General features: G+C 65.6%; 19 protein-coding genes. 4 read left to right on the forward strand and 15 right to left on the reverse strand.

The features are described from left to right. Positions 1–8 precede the first annotated feature (8 nt). Complete coding sequence (locus tag DFO47_RS14265) at positions 9–1,361, reverse strand: MFS transporter (protein WP_133832094.1); 1,353 nt, start codon at positions 1,359–1,361, stop codon at positions 9–11. Positions 1,362–1,504: 143 nt separating this feature from the next. Here DFO47_RS14265 and purH point away from each other — a divergent pair, with 143 nt between their 5' ends. Next, complete coding sequence (purH, locus tag DFO47_RS14270) at positions 1,505–3,190, forward strand: bifunctional phosphoribosylaminoimidazolecarboxamide formyltransferase/IMP cyclohydrolase (protein ID WP_133832095.1); 1,686 nt, start codon at positions 1,505–1,507, stop codon at positions 3,188–3,190. Between the two features lie 109 nt (positions 3,191–3,299). Here purH and DFO47_RS21135 read toward each other — a convergent pair whose 3' ends face one another. Both DFO47_RS21135 and DFO47_RS14275 read right to left on the reverse strand, forming a co-directional pair. After that, on the reverse strand, positions 3,300–3,473 hold the full coding sequence (locus DFO47_RS21135) for a hypothetical protein (RefSeq protein ID WP_166651730.1): 174 nt from the start codon (positions 3,471–3,473) through the stop codon (positions 3,300–3,302). Further along, a complete protein-coding gene (locus DFO47_RS14275) occupies positions 3,457–4,419 on the reverse strand; it encodes a hypothetical protein (protein WP_018761962.1) in 963 nt (320 codons plus the stop codon). Before DFO47_RS14275 ends, DFO47_RS21135 begins: the two co-directional genes overlap by 17 nt. Before the next feature lie 325 nt (positions 4,420–4,744). Here DFO47_RS14275 and DFO47_RS14280 point away from each other — a divergent pair, with 325 nt between their 5' ends. Then, on the forward strand, positions 4,745–6,964 hold the full coding sequence (locus DFO47_RS14280) for an NADP-dependent isocitrate dehydrogenase (RefSeq protein ID WP_133832096.1): 2,220 nt from the start codon (positions 4,745–4,747) through the stop codon (positions 6,962–6,964). A gap of 88 nt (positions 6,965–7,052) precedes the next feature. Here the strand turns inward: DFO47_RS14280 and DFO47_RS14285 are convergent, their stop codons facing one another. The 7 genes from DFO47_RS14285 to DFO47_RS14315 form a co-directional block, all read right to left on the reverse strand. Beyond that, positions 7,053–7,547: a hypothetical protein gene (locus tag DFO47_RS14285; RefSeq protein WP_133832097.1), complete on the reverse strand. Its 495-nt coding sequence runs from the start codon at positions 7,545–7,547 to the stop codon at positions 7,053–7,055. Next, the gene (locus tag DFO47_RS14290) at positions 7,544–8,740 is read right to left on the reverse strand and encodes a serine/threonine-protein kinase (protein ID WP_133832098.1); all 1,197 of its coding nucleotides are present in this window, start codon (positions 8,738–8,740) and stop codon (positions 7,544–7,546) included. The genes DFO47_RS14285 and DFO47_RS14290 overlap by 4 nt, the downstream gene beginning before the upstream one ends. Positions 8,741–9,012: 272 nt before the next feature. Next, complete coding sequence (locus tag DFO47_RS14295; RefSeq protein ID WP_166651723.1) at positions 9,013–9,960, reverse strand: hypothetical protein; 948 nt, start codon at positions 9,958–9,960, stop codon at positions 9,013–9,015. Between the two features lie 91 nt (positions 9,961–10,051). After that, positions 10,052–10,846, reverse strand: a complete 795-nt coding sequence (locus DFO47_RS14300; RefSeq protein ID WP_243835485.1) for a hypothetical protein — start codon at positions 10,844–10,846, stop codon at positions 10,052–10,054. A gap of 270 nt (positions 10,847–11,116) precedes the next feature. Further along, complete coding sequence (locus tag DFO47_RS14305; protein ID WP_133832100.1) at positions 11,117–12,187, reverse strand: Gfo/Idh/MocA family oxidoreductase; 1,071 nt, start codon at positions 12,185–12,187, stop codon at positions 11,117–11,119. A 119-nt stretch (positions 12,188–12,306) separates the two neighbouring features. Beyond that, positions 12,307–13,014: an ABC transporter ATP-binding protein gene (locus DFO47_RS14310; RefSeq protein WP_133832101.1), complete on the reverse strand. Its 708-nt coding sequence runs from the start codon at positions 13,012–13,014 to the stop codon at positions 12,307–12,309. 2 nt (positions 13,015–13,016) lie between these two features. Continuing rightward, entirely contained in the window at positions 13,017–14,462 is a 1,446-nt protein-coding gene (locus DFO47_RS14315) for an FtsX-like permease family protein (RefSeq protein WP_133832102.1), read from the reverse strand. A 243-nt stretch (positions 14,463–14,705) separates the two neighbouring features. Here DFO47_RS14315 and DFO47_RS14320 point away from each other — a divergent pair, with 243 nt between their 5' ends. Continuing rightward, the gene (locus DFO47_RS14320; protein ID WP_243835490.1) at positions 14,706–16,199 is read left to right on the forward strand and encodes a polysaccharide lyase family 1 protein; all 1,494 of its coding nucleotides are present in this window, start codon (positions 14,706–14,708) and stop codon (positions 16,197–16,199) included. Between the two features lie 77 nt (positions 16,200–16,276). Here the strand turns inward: DFO47_RS14320 and DFO47_RS14325 are convergent, their stop codons facing one another. From DFO47_RS14325 to DFO47_RS14340, 4 genes are all read right to left on the reverse strand, one after another. Next, a complete protein-coding gene (locus DFO47_RS14325) occupies positions 16,277–17,371 on the reverse strand; it encodes a sugar-binding protein (RefSeq protein WP_043424015.1) in 1,095 nt (364 codons plus the stop codon). A gap of 49 nt (positions 17,372–17,420) precedes the next feature. Next, the gene (gene mmsB / locus DFO47_RS14330; RefSeq protein ID WP_018761952.1) at positions 17,421–18,704 is read right to left on the reverse strand and encodes a multiple monosaccharide ABC transporter permease; all 1,284 of its coding nucleotides are present in this window, start codon (positions 18,702–18,704) and stop codon (positions 17,421–17,423) included. A gap of 45 nt (positions 18,705–18,749) precedes the next feature. Then, a complete protein-coding gene (mmsA, locus tag DFO47_RS14335) occupies positions 18,750–20,309 on the reverse strand; it encodes a multiple monosaccharide ABC transporter ATP-binding protein (RefSeq protein WP_018761951.1) in 1,560 nt (519 codons plus the stop codon). Positions 20,310–20,440: 131 nt separating this feature from the next. Further along, positions 20,441–21,631: an ROK family transcriptional regulator gene (locus DFO47_RS14340; protein WP_018761950.1), complete on the reverse strand. Its 1,191-nt coding sequence runs from the start codon at positions 21,629–21,631 to the stop codon at positions 20,441–20,443. 237 nt (positions 21,632–21,868) lie between these two features. Here DFO47_RS14340 and DFO47_RS14345 point away from each other — a divergent pair, with 237 nt between their 5' ends. Continuing rightward, complete coding sequence (locus tag DFO47_RS14345) at positions 21,869–22,777, forward strand: nitrilase-related carbon-nitrogen hydrolase (RefSeq protein ID WP_133832103.1); 909 nt, start codon at positions 21,869–21,871, stop codon at positions 22,775–22,777. Here the strand turns inward: DFO47_RS14345 and DFO47_RS14350 are convergent. Beyond that, positions 22,774–24,387, reverse strand: a complete 1,614-nt coding sequence (locus DFO47_RS14350; RefSeq protein ID WP_133832104.1) for a PucR family transcriptional regulator — start codon at positions 24,385–24,387, stop codon at positions 22,774–22,776. The genes DFO47_RS14345 and DFO47_RS14350 overlap by 4 nt on opposite strands. Positions 24,388–24,525 lie beyond the last annotated feature (138 nt).

Raw genomic sequence — 24,525 nt, forward strand, 5'->3', positions numbered from 1 at the left:
GGTCAACCCTACTGGAGGCGGCGCTGGCGGGTTTCCGGGGAGAAGAAAGCCATCCACAGCACCGACAGCAGCACCAGGGCACCCGCCAGCGCAAAGGACGTGGCGAGGCCCAGTTCCGGCCAAAAGTAGTTGGCGAAGATCAGCGGCCCAAAGCCGGCGCCCAGGCGGGAAAACGTTGATGCCCAGCCAAAGCCGCTGCCCCGCAGTTCCGTGGGGTAGAGCTCGGAGACGTACGCATAGAGCACCGGGATGGCCACCTGCACCACGAACCCGAAGACCAGCAGCCAGAACACCGCGGCCGTGGGAATGTCCACCACGAACGCCACGATCACCAGGGTCAGGGCGGACAGCGGTCCGGTGATGGCCAGGATCCACTTGCGCCCCACACGTTCCACGAGCAGCGCTGCCGCCACCACGCCGAGGAAGCCGACGGCGGCCATGGACGCCGTGGTGACGAACGCCTTGTACTCGGCGAATCCGGCGCCGATCAGGATCCTGGGCATCCAGGTCAGGGACAGGTAATAGACCAGCAGGATGCTGAAGAACAGGGCCCAGGCGGCGGTGGTGATTTTCCAGTTGAACTGCCAGACAGAGCGCAGCTGGGTCCAGGCGCTGCCGGCCGAAAGCCTCGGGGCATCCTTGGCATCGGGCAGGCTGTAGGCCCGGGCTTCGGCGCCTGTGGCCACCACCAGCCCGTCAATAATCCTGGCCGCTTCTTCCCGCCGGCCCTTTCGGATCAGGAACAAGGGGGACTCGGGGACGCTCCGCCGGACCCAGAACACCAGCAGGGCCGGGAGCACCATCACCAGCATGGTCAGTCGCCAGTCACCGTTCAGGGCCACCAGGCCGGCCGAGACGAACCCGGCCAGGGCCGCGCCAATGGGCCACCAGCCGTCCATGGCCGTCAGGACCTTGCCGCGCTGCTTCCGCGGCGTGAACTCACCCACCAGGGCGTAGTCCACCGGAATGCAGCCGCCCAGTCCGAAACCAGCCAGGAACCTGAAGATGCAGAACCACATGAAGTCGGGTGAGAAAGCGCCCAGTACGGTGAAGATGGAAAACAGGAGCAGCGTGGCCGTGAACGCCTTTTTGCGGCCCACGGTGTCCGCAATGGTTCCCCAGGCGAACGCCCCGAGGGCCATCCCGATCAGGTTGGCCGTACCCACCCATGCGGCCTCGCCCGGTGTCAGGGCCCAGTGCGTGGACAGCAGCGGGATGAGGATGCCGTTAAGGGTCACGTCCCAGGCGTCGAACATGAAGCCGAGGCCCCCGATCAGGAATATCCTGCCCTGGACTTTCCATCGCCAGGGCAGTTCCTGGACCACCTGTTCGCCGCTGGGCACAGTGGTGTAAGTATTCATCGCCGCCTCCTGCTGAAGACTCTATCCGGGCCCGCGGACGTTCACACTCCGGAGCACACAGGGGGTAACCGCTGCCTTCGCGATAAACTGGCCGTATCCCCACCAACCGCGGCCCTGTTCCGCGAGATAAGACGGAGACATTTGTGAGCTTCACGCAGCATGAGCGCGTATCCATTGACCGTGTACCCATCCGCCGGGCCCTCATCTCGGTGTACGACAAAACCGGTCTGGAGGAACTCGCTACGGGCCTGCACGCGGCCGGCGTGAAGCTCGTCTCCACCGGTTCCACGGCCAAGAAGATCGCCGCCGCCGGCATCCCCGTGCAAGAGGTTGAGGAAGTCACCGGTTCCCCGGAAATGCTGGATGGACGCGTCAAGACGCTGCACCCCCGCGTCCACGGCGGCATCCTGGCCGACCGCCGCGTCCCCGCCCACATGGAGACGCTCGAAAGCATGGACATTGAGGCTTTTGACCTGGTGGTGGTGAACCTCTACCCGTTCGTCGAGACGGTGAAGTCCGGTGCCGCGCAGGACGATGTCGTCGAGCAGATCGACATCGGGGGCCCCGCCATGGTCCGTTCTGCCGCGAAGAACCATGCCGCCGTCGCCATTGTGGTGGACCCGACCTTCTACGGCCAGGTGGTGGCTGCGGCCGCCGCCGGCGGCTTCGACCTGAAGACCCGCCGCCGCCTCGCTGCCAAGGCGTTCGCCCACACCGCCGCGTACGACAACGCAGTGGCCACCTGGACCGCCAGCCAGTTCCTGGATGAAGACGGCGACGGCGTCATCGACTGGCCCGCCTACGCGGGCCTCTCCCTGGAACGCTCGGAGGTCCTGCGCTACGGCGAGAACCCGCACCAGCAGGCGGCACTCTACGTGGACAAGGCTGCGCCGGTGGGCATCGCCCAGGCGGACCAGCTGCACGGCAAAGCCATGAGTTACAACAACTTCGTGGACGCCGACGCCGCCCTGCGCGCCGCCTACGACTTCAGCGAACCCGCCGTCGCCATCATTAAGCACGCCAACCCCTGCGGTGTTGCCGTCGGCTCCGCGGACGCCGCCGACCCCATCGCCGACGCACACGCCAAGGCCCACGCCTGCGACCCCGTCTCCGCATTCGGCGGCGTCATCGCGGCCAACCGCACCGTCACCGCCGGCATGGCCAACACCGTCAAGGACATCTTCACCGAGGTCGTCATCGCCCCCGGCTTTGAACCCGAGGCCGTGGAGATCCTGTCCAAAAAGAAGAACATCCGCCTGCTTGCCCTCCCCGAAGGCTACGGCCGGTATCCGACGGAGTTCCGCCAGGTATCCGGTGGCATGCTGGTTCAGGTCAGCGACAAGGTGGACGCCGACGGCGACAACCCCGCCAACTGGACCCTCGCCGCCGGTGAGGCCGCGGATGAGAAGACCCTCGCAGACCTCGCCTTCGCCTGGACCGCGTGCCGGGCCGCGAAGTCGAACGCCATCCTGATTGCCGACAACGGCGCAGCCGTGGGCATCGGCATGGGCCAGGTGAACCGGCTCGATTCCTGCCGCCTGGCCGTTGAGCGGGCCAACACGCTGGGCGTGGAGGTTGCCTCCGACGTCGATGGCGCCGGCGGTGCCTCGAATGCGGACGCGAGCGGCGCACCTGAGCGGGCCCGCGGTGCCGTGGCGGCTTCGGACGCGTTCTTTCCATTCGCAGATGGCCTGCAGATCCTGATCGACGCCGGTGTCCGCGCCGTTGTCCAGCCCGGTGGCTCGGTCCGCGACGAGGAAGTCATCGCGGCAGCCAACGCGGCCGGCATCACCATGTATTTCACCGGGGCCCGGCACTTCTTCCACTGATCGGCTGCATCGATTGCTCCCCACGGGTACGGAGCAATCGATGGCGGATTGAACCGACGACGGCGCCCGTCCCCTGAGAAGGGGACGGGCGCCGTCGTCTGTTGTGCGGTTAGTCCTGGGCCGCCGGGCCGGGGCCGGGTTCCGGAAGCTTTACCTCCCGGGGCCGGGCTTCAGCCATCCGCTCCTCGGTCCAGTATTCGAGGACTTCCTCGCTGGACTGTTCAAGGTCGACGTGGCTGACGGGGTCCTGGTCCGGTGCGGGTTCTTTAGGATTTCGCTGCATTTGTGTACGTGGCCTCGATAACCGAGCCCCAGTAAGGGCCGTACATGACGGCGGAGCCGTTGTAGCCGTAACTGTTGATCGAGTTCTGCAGCCCGTCGGACCCGATGCCGATGAACCACGGACCGCCCGAGGAACCGCCGGTCATGTCGCACGGAATGCCCTGGGTGCCGAACTGCGGGTTGTTGGGATCGTTGCTGGCCGTGCCGGTGCAGCTCCACAGGGACGTGCCGTCGAACGGTGAGGCCTGCGGGTAGCCGTAGGCCGTGTAGGTCAGGCCGCGGGCCTGGTTAAAGGCAGTGCCCGAGCCGCCAACGACGTCTGTCAGCTTCTGGCCGTTCAAGGGGTTCATGACCGCGAAGCCGGTGTCATAGGTCATGTCCCCGGTTGAAACCCACTGGGTGGGGGCGTAGAGGGCCTTGGCGGTCCACTTGCCGTAGGGGGCTGCGCCGTTGTCGTAGGCGGGCACGAAGACGAAGTTGGTGGCGTAGGCGCCACTTTCGTTAACGCAGTGTCCGGCCGTTGCCACAGTGCTGCCGTTCGCGGAGGAGACGGCGTTGCCCGAGCACACGTAGTTGGTTGTGCCCATGGTGAAGAAGACCTTGCCGATGTGGGCGACGGGGTTTTCACTCTTGGCGATGGTGGGCTTTCCCTTGGTTCCCTTGGTGGTGGAGGGCTTGCCCTTCTCCACCACGGCAAGGCTGGAGCGGTTGCCGCGCTCGAGCGCCTTCCCTGCCAGGGTGTCACCCGGAAGGGCGCTTTGCATCCGTTCGGGCGTCCAGTAGTCGGCTGCTCCGCCGGCGTCGACAGAGATGCTGGCAACCGAGGGATTCGACGTACCGTCGGACGGTGCGGGGGTGGCGGAAGCCCCGCCGGCGGACGTGAGTGCCAGCACCGCGGCTGCGGAGAAGGTCAGGAAGCCGGATGCCAGGGACCTGGTACGTGTCATTGTTGTCCTGTCTGAACGGGGTTGGGCCCGGGATCGGGAGTGACTTAGCGAACTTATCGCCGCGCGCGGCGTTTGTACACACTCGTGACCAATCATCAGGCGGCACGAGCCGGGCGGCCGCCCGGTACCGCCCCACCTCTGGCAACGGCGGCGGTGCACCCGGAAGCGTGCCGTCGCCGGGCGTTCTCCATCGCTGTAATGCTGCTCTCACCGGGGTAATCCGGGAGGCCCGTTAAGGTTCAAACCGGCGTCCTCGGGTAAGTTGTACTTGGTGAAATAGACAAAGATTTCACAACCAAGCCGACCTTCAGGGAGACGCCCGCGCATGTCCAAGATTATCTACACCCACACCGACGAAGCGCCGATGCTGGCTACCTATTCGTTCCTGCCCATCATCGAGGCCTTCGCTTCGACTGCAGGTGTGGAGGTGGAGACCCGCGACATCTCGCTCGCCGGCCGCATCATTGCCGTGTTCGGTGACTACCTCACCCCGGAACAGCAGATCGGTGACGCCCTTGCTGAACTTGGTGAGCTGGCGAAGACGCCGGAAGCCAACATCATCAAGCTGCCCAACATCAGCGCCTCCATCCCGCAGCTGAAGGCGGCCATCGCCGAGCTGCAGGGCCAGGGCTATGCACTGCCGGATTACCCGGACAACCCCACCTCGGACGAAGAGACCGCCATCCGCTCCCGCTATGACAAGATCAAGGGCTCCGCCGTGAACCCCGTCCTGCGCGAAGGCAACTCGGACCGCCGTGCACCGCTGTCCGTCAAGAACTACGCCCGGCAGAACCCGCACTCCATGGGCGCCTGGACCGCAGACTCCAAGACCAACGTGGCCACCATGGGCCAGGACGACTTCCGCTCCAACGAGAAGTCCGTGGTCATCGAGGCCGACGGCACCATCGCCATCCAGTTGGTCCGTGAGGACGGCTCGGTCAAGGTCCTGAAAAAGGCCTTCCCCGTCCTGGCCGGCGAGGTCATCGACGGCACCGTGATGCGCGCCGCCGCCCTTGACGAGTTCCTCAAGGCCCAGGTGGCCCGTGCCAAGGAAGAGGGCGTGCTGTTCTCCGCGCACCTGAAGGCCACCATGATGAAGGTCTCGGACCCCATCATCTTCGGCCACGTGGTCAAGGCCTACTTCTCCGAACTTTTCGAGACCTACGGCAAGCAGCTTTCCGCCGCCGGCATCAGCCCCAACAACGGCCTCGCCGCCATCCTGAGCAGCCTCGAGGACCTGCCGGCGGATGTCCGCGACGGCGTCCAGAACCTGATCAAGAAGGGCCTGGACGATGGCCCCGCGCTGGCCATGGTGGACTCCGACAAGGGCATCACCAGCCTCAACGTGCCCTCAGACATCATTGTCGACGCCTCCATGCCGGCCATGATCCGCACCTCCGGCCACATGTGGGGCCCGGACGGCAAGGAAGCCGACACCCTGGCCGTCCTGCCGGACAGCTCCTACGCCGGCATCTACCAGGTGGTCATCGATGACTGCCGCGCCAACGGCGCCTACGACCCCACCACCATGGGCACCGTCCCGAACGTTGGCCTGATGGCCCAGGCCGCCGAAGAATACGGCAGCCATGACAAGACGTTCGAAATCCAGGAAGCCGGTACGGTGCAGATCGTTGACGGCAACGGCAACGTCCTGATCGAACACGACGTCGTCCCCGGTGACATCTGGCGCGCCTGCCAGACCAAGGACGCCCCCATCCGCGACTGGGTCAAGCTGGCTGTCACCCGCGCCCGCGCCTCGCAGACCCCCGCCGTGTTCTGGCTGGATGAGGAGCGTGCCCACGACGCCAACCTCATCGCCAAGGTCAACGAATACCTGAAGGACCACGACACCGAGGGCCTGGACATCCAGATCATGTCCCCGGTCAAGGCAATCGCCTTCACCCTGGAGCGGATCCGCAAGGGCGAGGACACCATCTCCGTCACCGGCAACGTGCTCCGCGACTACCTCACGGACCTGTTCCCCATCCTGGAACTGGGCACCAGCGCCAAGATGCTCTCAGTTGTGCCGCTGATGAATGGTGGCGGCCTCTTCGAGACCGGCGCCGGCGGTTCCGCCCCCAAGCACGTCCAGCAGCTGCTCAAGGAAAACCACCTTCGCTGGGACAGCCTGGGTGAGTTCCTGGCCCTTGCCGTCAGCTTCGAGCACCTGGCCACCACCACCGGCAACGCCCGCGCCCAGGTCCTCGCAGACACCCTGGACCGCGCCACCGGCACGTTCCTGCTCGAGAACAAGTCGCCCAGCCGCCGCGCCGGCGAGTTGGACAACCGCGGCAGCCACTACTTCCTGGCCCGTTACTGGGCTGAGGAGCTGGCCAAGCAGACGTCCGACGCCGACCTTGCCGCCGCGTTCAGCTCGGTCGCCAACGAGCTTTCTTCCAACGAGGAAACGATCGTTGGCGAGCTGGCTGCCGTCCAGGGCTCGCCCGTAGACATCGGAGGATACTACCGCCCGGATGACGCCAAGGCCTCCGCCGTGATGCGTCCTTCCGCCACCCTCAACAAGGTCATCGCCAGCCTGGCCTAGCCGCCGCGGCGTCGGCAGCAATGACAGGGGCGGTGCTCCGGATGATTCCGGGGCACCGCCCCTTTGCATGTCGGCGGATGGGTGCAGGTCAGTTCTTGCCCTTGCCCTTGTCGCCGCCGCTGTTCTTTGCGCCGCCGCTGCCGGAACCACCTTGGGCGGGGGCAGGCTGGGGCACGGGCGCATCCGCCGTGGGGGACGCGCTCTGCGCCGCTTGCTGTGCTGCTGTCCGCGCGTCCTCGGCGGCCTTGGCGGCAGCCTGCTGGGCGGCAACGGCCTCGTTGAGGTCTGCCCTGACGGCGCTGGCGACCGTGGTGATGCTGCGGCTCCGCTCCTCGGAGACCTGGCCCTTCGCCGTTGCCGCCGAGAGGTCGGATTCAAGCCCGTCCAGCGCCTTCAGGGCCGAGGCAGGATCGTCCTGCGAGGCCGCCTGGGTAACCTCAAGTACCCGCGCCTGGAACTGTGTGGCGGCCTCCCGCTGCAGGCCGGAACCGGGCGAGGCACACGCGCCCAGGAAACCGGACACAAGCAGCGCCGCGGTGCCGGCCAGGGCAAACCGCGCCACTGTGGTCGGGTGCAACGTCACGGGGCCACGCTCTTTTGGAGTTCCTTCAGATGGTCACCCAAGGTGCCTGTGACCGCGGGATAAGGGACGACGTCGGCGGGCCGGGCGGAGACGCTGATCATCACCGCTGCCGCAGCAGCGGCAACCACCAGTACGCCGAGGACCACGGCCAGCCAGATTCGCTTGCTCCACAGGAACCGGCGCAGCGAAGAGGCGCTCTTCTTTACTGGGCGTCGCGCGCTCCCAGGGGCAGCCGCTTCCCGCAGCTCATCCATCGATTCTTCGGCAGTGATGGACGGCGGGTGGAAGGGCATGGCGGGCAGCACCCGGGTGGTCTCCGCAGCCAGTTCCCCGGGGGTGGAGGCGGGCGAGACGAGGGCCTGGCGCAACGAGGTCTCGATGTCGGCAGCCGTTGGCCGTTCAAGCGGCTCGATGGACGTCATGGAGCGGATGAGCTCAGCCCATTCGGAGGGCACGTCGTCGGGAATTTCAGGGGCGCGGTGCAGCCGCGCCACAGCCGATTCCACCGCACTGCCGGGATACTCCACGGTGCCCTTAATGCACTCGAGCAACACCAGCCCCAGCGAGTAAATGTCGGTTGCGGGGGACAGGGGCTTGCCGAGTGCCTGCTCGGGGCTGAGGTAGGCGGCGGTGCCCACCATGGTCCCGGTGGCAGTGAGCCTGGTGGAATCCACGATCCTGGCGATGCCGAAGTCCGTGAGTTTCGGGCGCAGCGGCTCGCCGGGACGGATCTGGACCAGCAGGATGTTGCCGGGTTTGATGTCGCGGTGGATGATGCCCAGGCCGTGGACGTAGGCCAGGGCATCGGCGATGCCGGCACCGATGACGGACAATTCTTCCAGGGGCACCCGGCTGTGCCGGATGCGGCTGCGGAGGTCTTGTCCGTCGACGAGCTCCATGGTCAGGAAGGGCCGTGGTTCGTCCGGGATCCGGTCATCAATCCCGGCGTCGAAGAGCGTGACCAGGCCGGGATGGTTGAGCGTGGCAAGGAGCTGGATCTCGGCTTCCTGGCGCTTGAGTTCGTCCGCGTCCGGGGCCTGCGGAGCGAAGAGTTTCAAGGCGACGTCGCGGCCAAGGTTTTCGTCGCGGGCACAGTACACCGATGACATTCCGCCGCGGCCGATTACTTCGCTCAAACGGTAACGTCCGCCGACCACTTCATTCTTGATGGAGCTAGGCGATTCCGCCACCATGACCGTTCCTCCCGGTGCGCTGCGGCACTGTCGTACCCCAAATTATACGAGGGGCGCGGTTAAACCACAGATTTGGCGGTGCGCATGCCAACGGTCCGGCGGTGTGTTGAAGCATTTCCGCCGGACCATTGGCTACAAGGACATGTGTGCTGATGACACGTTTTGTGTTGTGCTCAGGTTTGTTCCGGGTGGATGTCCTCCTCTCGCCGGCCCGCGCGAGGCAGCCCTTTCAGGCGCCTCCGCGCGGGCGCTGCCTATTGAAAGACGAACCCCTAGGAGACCTTGCGTTTCCGGAGCACCAGAAGTCCTGCCACCAGGAGCAGCAGTGCCAGAGGCGCCACGGATCCATCCCAGCCGGTCTTGGCGAGGCCGGTGTTCGCGGTTCCCGTGGTGGCGAGGCCGGGACGGCCCTGCGCGGGGTTGCTGAGCGGGACAGTGACAGGTGCGATGGCTCCGCTGACGGCCCTGGAGCCTGCGGAGGCCGCCGGGACGTCGCCGGAGGCAGCATTGCTTACGCCGGGGGTGCTTGTTCCCGGATCAGCTGTTCCGGCGTCTCCGGCGGTGCCGTCTGTAGTCCCGGTGCCGTTGGTGCCCAGGCCGAGGTTGACGTCGGCTGCGGCTGCGAGGTCGGTGGTGCCGGTTGCGGGGGTGGTGGCGGTGCCGAGGTTTACGGTTGCGCCGAGGTCGGCGGTTGTGCCGTCTGTAGTCCCGGTGCCGTTGGTGCCGAGGCCGAGGTTGACGTCGGCTGCGGCTGCGAGGTCGATGGTGCTGGTTGCGGGGGTGGTGGCGGTGTCGAGGTTTACGGCTGTGCCGAGGTCGGCGGTTGTGCCGTCTGTGGTCCCGGTGCCGTTGGTGCCGAGGCCGAGGTTGACGTCGGCTGCGGCTGCGAGGTCGGTGGTGCCGGTTGCGGGGGCGCTGGCGAGTCCCAGGTCTACCGTTGTGCCGAGGTCGGCGGTTGTGCCGTCTGTGGTCCCGGTGCCGTTGGTGCCGAGGCCGAGGTTGACATCCACTGCAGCGGCGACGCCCGTTGAGCTGGACGGCGTTGGGCCACCCAGCAGGCCCAACGACGTCGAGTCAGCGGGCGCCGCCGAGATCAGGGCGGACGCGGAAAGATCCGTTCCGCTGGTTGTGTCCGCCGCGTTGGCGGCAGCGCAGCCAAAGGCCAGAAGGCCGCCGGCAAAGAGGGTGCTAAGCAGCCCCCTGCGAAGGGTGCAGTTCATGATGGTGACTCCTGAATGGTTGATGTTGTTCGGGCGCTGATCAGCTGCCCGTAAAGCCACGTGCTGCCCGTTAGAGGGCAGGCGGCCTCAACTAGTCAGGGGAAGAACCGGGGTCGAATGACACCGGCGCAGGGGCGTGCTCGAAGGTCTCACCGGCGGGAACAGCGCCGGGACGTTCAAAGCCAAAGTAGGCAGGGCTCAGCCATGCTGCGGCACCGGCTGCACCGCCGGATGATGCACCGCTGCCCGTGCCGGATGCCGGTGCGGCAGGAACCTGGGCAGGCAGCGGTGCCGGATCGACGGGAAGGGGCTGTCCTGAAGCGGGCCCAGCAGGGACAGACATGCCAGCCTGCGGGGCAGACGTGTTCGCCAAGGCTGCGCTGCGTACCGTCGCAAAGCCAGCGCTGCTGCTGCCGGCCGGCGCCGTGGGCAACGCCCCTGCTCCCTGATTCGCTTCCGGGAGCATTCCAGGTACATCCGGAAGCGCTTCCAAGGCCTCGGGCCCAGCTGCGGGAACAGGAGCAACCACGGAAGGCAGATCTGCCAGCACAGCGTCGACGGTTGGAGCGGGAAGCGGAAGCGGTGTTGCGGTGGCACGGGTCAGAAGATCAGCAACCGGTTCGAGTGCCGGGACGGCCTCGGCCGCAGGGACCGCAACAACCTCCGTCGCCCCGGCCGCTATCTGGTCGGCCATGCCACCAACTGCAGCGGAGACAGCGGAAACGCTTCCCGCCGGAACAAGCTGGTCCACCACGGGAACCGTGGAAATGGTGGTGTACCCAGCCTCGGATACCGGCGGTGCCACCGTCTGCACCAGTCCGGGTGCTGGAGCAGGTCCGGCCGGAGGGGCCACTGGGGAAGCCGGATTCGCAAGATCGTGGGTCATTGCTGAAACCGAGCCGGTCACGTCGCCGAGCACGGGCGGGGAGCCAGGACCGGAATCCGCCGACGCTGTGGCTGATGACAGCGTCAGCCACAAGACTGCGGCCGCTCCGGCGAGGAGCGCAGGGCGCAGGGCACACCATGGCGAACTCCTTCGAGCCATGCGTACCACCCCCCAGTGACCGGCGCAATCGATGCTGCCTACAGGGTAGGACCGGGCATTCCGGGAAGTCTAGGGGTTGGCGCAAACAATCTGGGAACTCCGCCCCAAGCCCTAGCGGTTGTCGTTCGGGTAGGTGACGCCCAGCTGCGCGCGAACACCGTCGAACAGCCGCATGGTGTTCAGTGAATCCTCCAGCGGCATCACCGGGCTCTCCGTGAGCCCCTGTTGGACGCACCTCATCACTTCGCGCAGCTCGTAGGTGTAGCCCTTTCCGACGACGTCGAACGTTTCCGTCCGGCGGTTCTCCCACCCGTTGGCGATGATGAGTTCGCGCGGACTGTTGATCGACCCAACGCTCTGCAGGAACCCCAGGCTTCCGGCAACGGTGGCGGTACGGGGCCCATGCGCCAGCAGCGATGAGGTGAGCTGGACCTGGGCCGCGTGGCTGTAGCCGAGGGTCATCGCGTTCTGGGCGTCCACGCCGTCGTCGTTCACGAATCCGGTGGCGCTCACGGTCTGCGGAAAACCGAGGGTCCCCAAGGCCCAGAGAAGCGGATAAACCGACAGATCCAGCAGCGCACCCCCGCCGTCTTCGCGCGCCCAGAGCCGGGCGGTGGGGGAGTACGGTGCAGGAAAGCCGAGGTCGGCGCTGATCCAGTGGATGTCGCCCAGTTCACCCGATGCGGCAATTTCGAAAGCCCGCTGCATTGACGGCAGGAACCGGCTCCAGACCGCCTCCATCAGGAAGAGCTTGTGTTTGCGGGCGACGTCGATGAGTTCGGCCGCTTCCCGGGCGTTGATGGTGAAGGCTTTTTCGCACAGCACGTGCTTGCCGGCGTTGAGGGCGGCGAGGACAATCTCGTGGTGCTGCGCATGGGGCGTTGCGACGTAGACGATGTCCACGGCGTCATCGGCGAGGAGCCGTTGGTAGCCCGGCACGCTGTCGTCGTCCCCGTAGGCTTTCTCAAAGTCGTAGGCGACAGCGAACGCGTCCGCAGAGTCCTGGGCCCGGGAACTGACCGCGTACAGCCGGGCGTCCTGGAGCAACGCAAGATCTTGTGAGACGGCGCGGGCAATGCTGCCTGTTGCGATGATTCCCCAGCGCAGGGGCGTTCCGGTGGCGGAGCGGGGGTCCTGGTCAGGCTGGCCGGCCAGCCATGGCGTGGCGATGGGAGCAGTCATAACTGCCATCCTGTCACAGCGCGCTGCGGGGTGGGGGAGTGCGCCCCACGAGGGAGGACGGCACCAGCACAACGGGCTCAAGGCGGGGGCGCGGTGCCCCGCCTCGAGCCCCGGACGCCTCAGGCAGAAGCGGCGACGGCGGCCCGGCCGCGGACGGGTTCCTCCGTCAACTTGCCCTGCTGGAGCCGGAAACGGCGGTCGGTCTTGTTGGCCAAGGCGCGGTCGTGCGTCACCACCAGGATGGTGGTGTTGTGGTCCCGGCTCAGCGAACTGAGGAGCTCGATGATGTGGTCGCCGGTTTGCTCGTCCAGGTTCCCGGTGGGCTCGTCGGCCAGGATGAGCTTGGGTTCGTTGGCCAGTGCCCGGGCAATGGCCACGCGCTGCTGCTCGCCACCGGAGAGCCGGTTGATGCGCCGCTCATGCTTGGAAGGGTCCAGCTGGACCTGCTCCAGCAACTCCTTTGCCCGCTGCAGCCGGGCTGCCTTGCGCATGCCGGCGAACTCCATGGGCAGCATGACGTTGTCCACGGCCGATAAGTTGGGGATCAGGTTGAACTGCTGGAAAACGAAACCGATATCGCGCCGGCGGTACTCGGTCAGCTTTGCGTCGGGCATCCCGGCGAGGCTGACCCCGTTGACCAGCACGTCACCGCTGGTGGGCTTGTCAAGCGCGCCCAGGAGGGACAAGAGGGTGCTCTTGCCACTGCCGCTCTTGCCAACAATCGAGGCAAGGGTTCCTTGCTCCAAGGCGAAGCTGACATCGTTGACCGGCTTGATGGTGCGGTCACCGGAGTTGAAAGTACGGATCAGGTTCTTGACTTCAATCATGGCTATTCTCCTCGCAGGACTTCGATGGGACGGATACGCGCCGTGAGCAGCGCGGGAACCAGGGCGCCGACGATGGCGACGCCGAAGACGGCCGCAATACCACCGGCGATGACTCCCGGCGATGCGCTCGCGGTCACGGAGTTCAACAGCTGGGAGGCGCCACCCAGGGGACCGCCCTGGCCACCGGGGAAGCCACCGGCCCCGCCCGGGAATCCGCGGCCGGTGGTTGTGGCCGCCGTCGTGGTGGTGTTGCTGCTGATCAGGGCAGAGGCAATGCCGCCGCTGGCGAATGATGCGATGCCGGCTCCCACCGCGCTGCCCAGTGCGGCGAGGACCAGTGCTTCCAGCACGAACTGCAGTCCGATGGTGCGGTTGGGTGCCCCGATAGCCTTCAGTACGCCGATCTCGCGGCGGCGCTCGCGGACCAGCATGACCATAATGAGCAGGATGATCAGGCCTGCCGTGCCAAGGGCGGCGATGAATGCGATCAAGGAAATGTTCTTGACGCTGTCCAGGGAGCTGACCGCCGTCTGCAGGTTCTGGCCTTGGGTGACGTCAGCCTTGTCGGTGCCGAGAGCCGATTGCAGCGCTGTCTTGGTGGAGGCCACATTGTCCATCGAGTTGACCGTGACAATCATGCTGGACAGCTCATTTTGCGTCCCGGCCAGGGTCTGGGCAGTAGGCAGTGTCACGTATACGGCGTTGTTGCCGAACGCGGTGCCTGCATCGAACAGTCCCGCCACTGTGTAGGCCTGGTCATTGATGGTGAAGGTGGAACCGATCGTGAGGTTGTTCTTCTCAGCCAGTGTGGTGCCGAGCAGCGCGCTGGTCGAAGCGGCTGAGTAGTTTCCGAGTCCGGAGCCCTGCGTGATGTTCAAGGCTTTGCCCGTAGTGTCCACCTCTGCGCCGATCCCCGTGGCAGTGATGGGCAGGGACCTGACGGCCTGGGTGCCCTCGGTGGAACCGGTGGAACCGGTGGTTCCGTTGGCCTGCTGGTTACGGTTGCCCAGCGTTCCGGCGTCCACCGCAGCGGTCAGGCTGGTGGTCAAGGTGGTTGCGGACTGGCCGCCGGGGCCGCCCTGCCCGCCCCCGGGACCCGCCTGGCCTGTCTGGCCAGCGGCTGCCTGCGCTGCGGCTTCAGCGGCATTGCGGAGGCGGAGCGATGAGGTCCCGACGACGGCACTGACGTTGGGTACGGCGGCCGCGGCGGCTGCCTGGGCGGCGGTGAGGGGCTCCCCGCCGCCTTCAAAGCCTTGGCCGCCGGCCGGGTTGACAGTCAGGACGGTGCCTACGGAGGCGTTCAGCTCCCGGACTTTGGCTCCGACCGCCTGGTTGGCCACCAGCATGGCCAGGGCCAGTCCGATGGCGACGGCCAGCACCGCGACAACAGCTGCGGTGCGGACCTTGTTTCTGAAGGCATTGCCTACGCTTCGGGCAAGGACGCTCACGTTACTCCTATGACTCAGGTGCCGGCGCGGAGGGCCGGCTTCGCCTCAACACTCGCCGGGCATGCTGTGCGTGAATCCGGCCACACCTGTGTTTGCGCTGTGAAGCGCTATTGACAGCTTTGTCACAGGAGTACTAGAAATTAAGGAACTCGCCAGAAAACGCTTTCTGGATTGAGTTGCAACCCATCCGATGCACCACGTACCAAGGCATGTGGTCTATTTGGCATGCCGGAAACCAGGCCAATGACGTCCCTGAACACCCTCCGACCTTTCCCATCCATGCAGCGGGGCCTCCCGCGCCTCGCTATGATCGCCACCTCCCTCGGCTGCGCACTGGCCGTCGGACTTTCCGTGGCAGCCCCCGCCCCGGCCACCCCGGCACCAACCGGCGGCGGCACCATCCGCGCTGATGATGCGGCACCTGCCGGTTGGGCCGCCGTCGGAAGCGGTACCAATGGGGGTGCCGGCGCACCCGCCGCAAACACCTACGAGGTGAATACCCTTGCCGGGCTGAAGGCTGCGCTCGCCAACCATGGCGAGCCAAGCGCGCCGAAGGTGGTTTACGTCCGCGGCACTATCGACGGAAACCAAGCCCCGGACGGCCGAATCCTCGGGGAGCAGGATTACGCGTCCGGATACGACATCACCAAATACATGTCCTGCTTCGGACCGGAGGGAAGGGTGTGGAGCGACCAAACCTTCGATTACTGCAAAAAGCAGCGCCAACTCCGGCAGACCGGCAGCAACAACATGAAGCGGCAGATTGAGATCAGCATCCCCAGCAACACCACCCTCGTAGGGGCGGATGGGGGCGCCGGCTTCGTAGGTGCAAACATCGTCATCCTGAACGCCTCGAACGTGGTGATTCGAAACCTCAGCATCGAAGCGCCGGTGGATTTCTTCACCACATGGTCTCCCGATGACGGCGACGGAGCCTGGAATGCGCGCTTCGATGCTGTTTCTTCGGTGACGTCCCACCACGTGTGGATAGACCACGTCCAGTTCTCTGACGGCAGGTTCCCCGATGCGGAGGCGCCGATGGGCTTCCGGGGCAAGCCTGCGAACCGGCACGATGGACTGCTGGACCTGAAGGACGGCACGGATTTCGTCACCGTTTCGAACAGCAGGCTGTCCAATCACGACAAGACCATGCTCCTGGGGTCGGGCGATGAGCACGTGGACAAAGATGGCGGCAAGCTTCATGTCACATACATCGGCAACCTGTTCGAGAACATCCAGCAGCGGGGACCGAGAGTTCGCTTCGGCGAAGTCCATGTAGTCAATAACTACTTCGTCGGCAGCACAGACAACCCCGACTACCCCATGATCAGCGAGGGGCAAGGCGGTCACAGCTACTTCCTCGGCGCCGGATATGAATCACGAATCTTTTCAGAGCGAAACGCGTTCGAATACACCGGTCCCGGGGCTGACCAGAGCGTCATGGTCAGCAGCTACAACGGCAACCGCTTCAGCGATACCGGGTCCTGGTTCAACGGGGCCGAAGCAGACCTGAATGCCATAGCCCGTGCCTCCTTCGACCATCATCGTGCGCAAGCCCTTGCCGAAGCAGAAGAGACCGGAACTATTGCCCCGGACTGGACCGGTTGGGACTTCACCACGGATGTGGGCTGGAACCCCGCCGACGCCTACGCCTACAAGGCGTTTACCACCCCTGCGGCCGTGAAGAACCACGCGCTGCAGTTCACCGGTCCGGGAGTGCTCCGGGTCCAGCGCTAGGCAGACGCAGGAAAGCCCGGCCCCACGAAGGGACCGGGCTTTCCTGTAGCCGGTTTACGCCGGCTGTTGCACGGGTGCTACTTGGTGATCGGGCCGAGTACGGGGTCGTCCGTGTAGGCCGTCTTCACGTTGGCGGAGGTCACGATGACCGGCTCCAGCAGGTAGGCGGGTACAACCTTGTTGCCGTTGTTGTAGGACTTGTCGTCGTTGACCTCAGGCTTCTTGCCGGCCTGCAGGTCCTTGACCATGGTGATTGCGTGCTCAACGAGCTTGCGGGTGTCCTTGTTGATGGTGGAGTACTGCTCGCCGGCGAGGATGGACTTGACCGACTCAACCTCGGAGTCCTGGCCGGTGACCACCGGGATCGGCTTGCCTGCGGCCTTGACGGAGGTCAGGATCGCGCGGGCCAGGGTGTCGTTGGGGGACAGGACGCCGTCAACGTTGGCGCTGCTGTAGCTGCCGCTGAGCAGGGTGTCCATGCGGCGCTGGGCGTTCTCAGCCTTCCAGCCCTGGGTTACGGCCTGCTCGAAGCTGGCCTGTCCGGAGACAACCTTGAGGGTGCCGTCGTCGATCTTGGGCTTCAGGACGCTCATGGCGCCGTCGAAGAACACCTTGGCGTTGGCATCGTCCGGTGAACCCGCGAACAGTTCGATGTTGTAGGGACCGGACGGCTTCTTGGCCTTGAGGCCGTCCAGCAGGGCCTGGCCCTGGAGAACGCCGACCTTGAAGTTGTCATACGCCACGTAGTAGTCCACGTTGGCGGTGTTCAGCAGGAGGCGGTCGTAGGCGATGATGGTGGCGCCTGCGTCCTTTGCCTGCTTGAGCTGGGTACCCAGCTGGGAGCCGTCGATGGCGCCCACGATGATGACCTTGGCACCCTTGGTGACCATGGCGCTGATCTGGTTCTGCTGCTCGGAAACGCCGCCGTTGGCGAACTGGACGTCAGCCTTGAACCCTGCGCCGTTCAGGCCGTCGTTGAACAGCTTCTCGGCCAGGACCCAGTTCTCACTGGTCTTCTGCGGAAGCGCGACGCCGATGGAGGAGTTCTGGTCGAATCCCGCGGCACCGCTGCTGGAACCACCGGAGGGTTCCGAGCGTCCACAGCCCGTCAGCGCCAGTGCTGCGATGGCAGCAACCGCTGCGGCCTTCCCTGCTTTACCAAACATTCGCATTGTTGGTTCTCTTTCTTTGTGTGATGGAACAGTATTCAGGCTGCAAACTTCAGGCTTCCCTGGCGATCGCTTCCTTGGTGGAGGTTGTTTCGTCAGGCTGGATGGGGCCGCTGGGGCCGGCGGTGTTGCGGTTCATGTTCCGGGTCAGCATGCCGATGATGGACCGCTTGCCCTGGGACTTGTTGTAGACGTCGAAGGCGACGGCGATCAGGAGGACCAGGCCCTTGATGATCTGGGTGAGGTCGGCGCCGACGCCCAGGAGCTGCAGGCCGTTGTTGAGCACGGCCATGACCAGGCCACCGATGATGGAGCCGACCACGGTGCCCACGCCGCCTGTCACTGCCGCGCCGCCGATGAAGACAGCGGCGATGGCGTCCAGTTCCCAGCCGACGCCGTCAAAGGGGCCGGACGCGGTGGAGCGGCCCACGAAGATCATGCCGGCCAGCCCGGCCAGGATGGACATGTTCATCATGACCAGGAAGTTGACCTTCTTGGACTGGACGCCGGACAGTTCGGCTGCGTGGCGGTTGCCACCGACAGCGTAGACGTGGCGGCCAACGACGGTGCGCGAGGAGATGAAGCCGTAGATCAGGACCAGGACGGCCAGGATCAGGCCGGGGATGGGGAAGGACGTGCCGGGCCGGCCCGTGGCGAACAGGTACGTGGCGTAAAGGATGGCGGCGCAGATCAGCACCAGCTTCACCACGGTCACCCACATTTCGGGGACGCCTGCGCCCAGCGCCTTGGCCCGTGCCCGGGCCCGGAGTTCACCTACGACGACGAAGACCGCAACGGCGATGCCCATCAGGAGTGTCAGGTTGTTGAACCCGGTGTCCGGTCCTACCTCGGGGAGGTAGCCGGAGCCGAGGTACTGGAAGTCTTCCGGGACGGGAATGGTGTTGGACTTGCCTACGAACTGGTTGAAGCCGCGGAACAGGAGCATGCCGGCCAGGGTGACGATGAAGGCCGGAATGCCCACATACGCTGTCCACAGGCCTTGCCAGGCTCCGATCAGGGCTCCGAGCAGCAGGCCCAGGAGCACGCCCGCATACCAGGGGATTCCCCAGTCGCGGATGGCCAGGGCGACGCTGACCCCGACAAACGCCGCGACCGAACCGACGGAAAGATCGATGTGGCCGGCGATAATCACCAGGACCATGCCGATCGCCAGGATCAGGATGTAGGAGTTGCCGTTGAAGAGGTTGATGACGTTGCCGGGAGTGAGGGTGCGGCCGTCGGTGAAGATCTGGAAGAAAATAATCAGCGCAACCAGGGCGAAGATCATGCCGAATTGGCGGGTGTTGCCGCCAAACAGCTTTTTGAGGGCGTTCATGGTGTCAGTCCTTGTGTCCGGAAGGTTCTGGGGATTGCCAGAAGGTCAGGCGGCTTTTCGGGTAGCGGAGGTCATCAGTTTCATCAGGCTTTCCTGGCTGGCCTCGTCTTTGGTCAGGACACCGGTGATGGCGCCTTCGAAAATGGTGTAGATGCGGTCGGACAGGCCCAGGAGCTCGGGTAGCTCCGAGGAAATAACGATGACGCCCTTGCCCTGGTTGGCGAGCTGCTGGATGATGCCGTAGATCTCATACTTGGCGCCGACGTCGATGCCGCGCGTCGGCTCGTCGAGGATCAGCAGGTCGGGGTCCGTGAACATCCACTTGGCGAGGACCACCTTCTGCTGGTTGCCGCCGGAGAGCTTGGCGACACCTTCCTCGACAGAGGGCGTCTTGGTCCGCAGCGACTTGCGGTACTGCTCCGCAACCGTGAATTCCTGGTTGGCGTCCACCACGAAGTTGTGGCTGATCTTGCGCAGGTTGGCCGCCACGGTGGTCGTCTTGATGTCATCCAGGAGGTTCAGGCCCAGCGACTTGCGGTCCTCGGTGACGTAGCCCAGTCCGGCGTCGATGGCCTGCCGGACGTTCTTGAGGACGACTTCCTTGCCATCCTTGTAGATGTGGCCGTCGATGAAGCGGCCGTAGGACCGGCCGAAGACCGAGCGGGCCAGTTCGGTGCGCCCGGCACCCATGAGCCCGGCGAAGCCGACGATTTCGCCACGGCGGACAAAGAAGTTCGAGCCCTTGCAGACCAGGCGGTCCTGGATGGCCGGGTGGCCAACAGTCCAGTCCTTGACCTCGAAGAACACCTCGCCGATCTTGGGTGTGTGGTCCGGGAACCGGGATTCCAGTGTCCGGCCCACCATGCCCTTGATGATCCGGTCCTCGTCCACGCCGTCCTTCTTGACGTCCAGCGTCTCGATTGACTTGCCGTCGCGGATGATGGTGATCGAATCGGCCACCTGCTCAATCTCGTTGAGCTTGTGCGAAATGATGATCGACGTGATGCCCTTCGCCTTCAGGCCCAGCATCAAATCCAGCAGATGCTGGGAGTCGGATTCATTAAGGGCTGCAGTGGGCTCGTCCAGGATCAGGATCTTCACGGACTTGTTCAGCGCCTTGGCGATTTCCACCAGTTGCTGCTTGCCGACGCCGATTTCCTTGATGGGGGTGTCCGGGTCATCCCGGAGGCCTACCCGCGCCAGCAGGTCCAGGGACCGCAGCCGGGCCTCGGCCCAGTCGATGACGCCCCGCTTGGTGGGTTCGTTGCCCAGGAAGATGTTCTCCATGATGGACAGCTCGGGGATCAGCGCCAGTTCCTGGTGGATGATGACGATTCCGGCATGCTCGCTGGCCCTGATGTCCTTGAACTGCTGGACCTGGCCCTGGTACACGATGTCGCCGTCGTAGCTGCCGTAGGGGTAGACGCCCGAGAGGACCTTCATGAGGGTGGACTTGCCGGCGCCGTTTTCGCCGCAGATGGCGTGGATTTCGCCGGCCCTGACCCGGAGGCTCACGTTCGACAAGGCTTTAACGCCGGGGAATTCCTTGGTGATGGACCGCATCTCAAGGATGATCGGATCCGTATGCGTGGTCTGGGACGTCATGAGCCCTAACCCTCCAATGCAATGACTTCTTTGTCCGGCCGGCAAAGCGCAGGGCCGTCTGAACCAAAAGTAAACTGGATCACAGCTGTTGTCGTCAAGTCTTTAACGCAATTGCCGGATAACGAAATGGTCTACGAGCGTCGGATACCTGCATGCTGGAACACCAAAGCGGCCGCCCCCAGGGCCTCGGCGCGGTCGCCCAGCGAGGACATGGCCAAGGTGGTTGTTTCGCCGATGACCGGCACGGCGTGCCGGATCAGCCCCCTGCGGATAGGGTCCAGCAGGATGTCGCCCAGGCCTGCCAGCGGCCCGCCCACCACGATGACTTCGGGGTTGATCAGATTGGCCACGTTGCCCAGGGCACGCCCCACCGCCAGGCCTGCGTCGTCCACCACGCGGAGGGTTGCCGAGTCCCGGTTCAGGGCTTTCCTGACGATGTCGGCGGGCGTCAACGGCCGGTCCTCGCCGCGGCTCAGGAGCTCGATCATGGTGGTGGTGGACGCGATGGTTTCCAGGCATCCGCGGTTCCCGCACCGGCACACCAGCCCTTGCTCGTGGATGGTGGCATGGCCGATTTCGCCGGTGATTCCCACGTTGCCGTAGTACGGCGCTCCGTTGAGGATCAGGCCGGCGCCGATACCGGAACCGATCTTCAGGAACAGCAGGTTGCTGACCCCCGAATGCTGCCCCCAGGTCACTTCTGACCATGCGCCCAGATTCGCGTCATTGTCCACAAACACGGGGATTCTCAAGGTTTCCTCAAGATGCTGGAGGATGTTGATGCCCACCCATTCGGGAAGGATTGCCCCCTGCGCGACGGTGCCGGTCCGCCGGTCGATCGGGCCTGGAATTCCGACGCCGGCGCCCACCATATAGCTCCGTTCCACCCCGCTTTCCCGGAGCAGTTTCTCCAGCAGCACCACCGCCGCCTGGATGCCGTCGTCCGCCTGGTGGCCCAGCGGAAGCATCACCGACTCTTCGGCAATGACGTGGTAGCTGAGGGAGGCCAAGACCACCCGCAGGTGCCGGCGGCCGAAGTCGATGCCGACCGCAACGGCGCCATTGCTGTTGAGCCGCACGTTCAATGCCCGGCGGCCGGAACTGGTAATCGGTTCGGTGGAGGCCAAGCCGGAGTCCAGCATGATTTTGACGATGTTCGAGACGGTGGCAGTGGAAAGCCCCGTCTGCCGGGCGAGCTCCGCCTGCGTGGACGGACCCCCCATAAGGGCCTCAATGATCCGCTGCTGGTTCAGCTGCCGCAGGGCTGACTGCGAGCCGGGATTCTTGGGCTTGCTCCTCGTTGAGCGCGTGGTTGCGGACATGCTAAGAAGATTGCCCTATCGTTCCTCTTGTAGTCAAGAAGTTAACGCATAACGTCGGGCGGGTGTCCGGTAAACGCGTCTGACCTCTGTTGCGAGCCGGCCGTGGGCATTCCGTCCCGCGGCAGGGGGCGGACGGGTCCAAACGACCCGTCCCCTTCCCTGCGGCGCTGGCTAGGCTGGAGGGAGTGAACAGTCCGGCCCGTCCAGTCACCACGGACAGGCATACAGAAGGTGGTAATGATGCTGCTGTCCGTCCTGCAGGCGAACGCCGCGGTCCTGGACGTTGAGGCGAATCTCCGGACCATTGACGAGGCTGCCAACCGGGCCGCCCGCGCCGGCGCCGGCCTGCTCCTTACGCCGGAGCTGTTTCCGGTGGGCTACGCGCCACTGCGGCTGGGCTGCGAACTGGACCCGGCAACCCTTCCCGCACTCCGCGAAAGCCTCGCGGGGATTGCCCGCCGCAACGGGATTGGCCTCGTTTACAGCCTCCCGGCCGAAGCCGCCGGTGGCGCAGGTGACGGCGCTGCCGCCGCCCAAAAGGGGAACGGCTCCCGGGACATGGACCGCGCGGGCGGTCCCGGCTGGCACATTTCCGCGTCCCTGGTGGACGCCACCGGCGCGGAACTTCTTCGGTACGCCAAGGTGCACCTCTTCGGCGACGAGGAACGCAAGGCATTCGTCGCGGCCAGCGAGCCGCCCGCCGTCGTCGACTTCCTCGGCATCCGCACCTCATTGCTGATCTGTTACGACATCGAATTCCCGGAAGCCGCGAGGGCCGCAGCCGCGCGCGGCGCGGAACTGCTGCTGGTGCCCACCGCCTTGTCCGCGGGCTATGGGGCGGTGCCCCAGGTCCTTGTCCGCGCCCGTGCGCTGGAAAGCCAGCTCAACGTGGCCTATGCCAACCACTGTGGCGCCGAGGATTCCTATACGTTCGGCGGGGGAAGCGTGGTGGCGGGGCCGGATGGCGGCGTGCTGGCTGCGGCGGGCAATGCTCCGGAACTGCTGTTCGCCACCGTAGGCACGGAGGCTGTCCGCGCCGCCAGGAACGACGTGCCCTACCTGAGGGAGCGCCGGCCGGAGCTGTACCGCGCGTGGGAGGCCGGGCTTGCGTCCGGCCCGGCCCGGTCCGCGGATCACCTGACCTAGCTGCCCGCCGTCGGGCCGGTCAATGCGTCCGCGTACTGCAGTGCAATCCACAGCTCTGCCCGCACCTGCGCCTGGTTCAAGTCCATCCCGAGGAGGTCTGCAAGGACCCCGACCTGGCGCCGCACGCTGTTGCGGTGAAGTCCCAGCAGCTTGGCGGAGCCGTCCCAGCTGCCGTTCTCGGTAAGCCAGCCGCGAAGCACCGCCAGCAGCGGATCGCGCCGGTCCGGTTCCAGGGACAGCACCGGATGAAGGAGCCGTTCCGCCAGCATGGTCCCTGCTTCGCGGCCCAGCAGCCCGGCCACCGACCATTGAACCTCGTCGGCGCGGACGCTTTGCCCGCTCCTCTGCACGCGGCTCCGCAGGGAACCCGCATCCTGATATGCGGCGGCAAGGCCGGTGAGTTCGGTGGGTTCGCCAACCACCAGGCGCCACCCGAGCTTTTCGACCTCGGCGAGCAGGGAGTCGTCCACCTTCAACCGGGTCACTGCAGCGAATCCGTAATCGGTGATTTCCACCAGCTTGGTATCGAACAGGCGCCGCCACTGGAGGAGCTCCCGGACCGGGCTGTCCCCGGCGGGCCACTCCGGTGCGTCCATCTTGATGCCCTGCACCACGCGCATGGCCGCGGACCGGGTGGAGGACAGGCTCTGCGCCATCAGGTCCCTGAGTGCGTTCAGGTGCCTGGCGCTCCCGCTGGTGAGGCTTTCGGGGTGCAGCAGCACAGCCGTAGCCAGTTGGCTGGGTGCCAGCGAACCGCTGGTTCGCTGCCGGACCAACAGTTCGAGGAGTCCGACGGCGGTCTGGACCACGTTGTTCTGCGCCGGCGTCAAGGGTACGTCTGAACCCAGGACCAGTGCCCCCAGGTTCGCGTCCTTGGTGCTGCGCAGCGGATGGCCAACCACCAAGGCCGAGCCCGGCAGGTCAAACCCGTCCATCTCCACCCGGGGGCCGCTGCCGGAGAACAAACGTTTGAGCATGGGTTCCAGCAGGGAAAGCTCGACGGCGGGGCTGCCGCCGCCGCTGGTGCCGCGGGCCCGGACCCGGCCGTCCGCTCCCACCATCACTGCCCAGACGGGCACGCGCTGCACCAGCGCCGCCAGCAGTTCGTGTTCCGGCCTGGGGGAGAGGACTGCGCGCATCAACTGCCGGTTGGTTTCCGCCAGTTGCCGGAAGACCCGCGCAGTATCGGACTCCAGCAGCTGGGAGAATTGGAGGCCGATGGCCGCGAACGGGAGCGATTCCGGTACTTCGAACAAGGTGAGGTTGTGGTGCCGGCACGCGTCGATGACCACGTCCGGGACGGCGTCGAAGTAGGGCCTGATTCCGAATCCCAAGGCCGCTACCTTGGCGTCTACCAACCGCCGGACATACGCGTCCGCGCTGGCGGGCGCCCCGCCGTTGCCCAGGAAGGGAAGGCCGGCGGTCAGCAGGAACTCACCCTCGGGCAGGTAGGGCGTCGGATCCTCCAGCTCACTGGGTTCCACCCAGCGCAGCAGCCGGTCGCCGCTGCCGCCGTCGTGGAGCGTCTTCAACACCGGCGGCAGTTGGTCGAGGAACTGCTGGAGCGTGACGAAGCTCAGCCGGCCGGCTGCTGCGGGCTCAGTGGGCATGGCGGACCGACCCGGCGGAGCGGCCCGCCCGGGCCGCGGTTGACCCGTGGTGGCGGTGTGCAGATAGTCTCATGGTTGGCAACTATAGGTCATATTGCACCGCCTTGAGAGTTGGCTCACATGCCAACCTTGGGGAGG

The sequence above is a fragment of the Arthrobacter sp. AG258 genome, assembly GCF_004364695.1.
Taxonomy (GTDB): domain Bacteria; phylum Actinomycetota; class Actinomycetes; order Actinomycetales; family Micrococcaceae; genus Arthrobacter.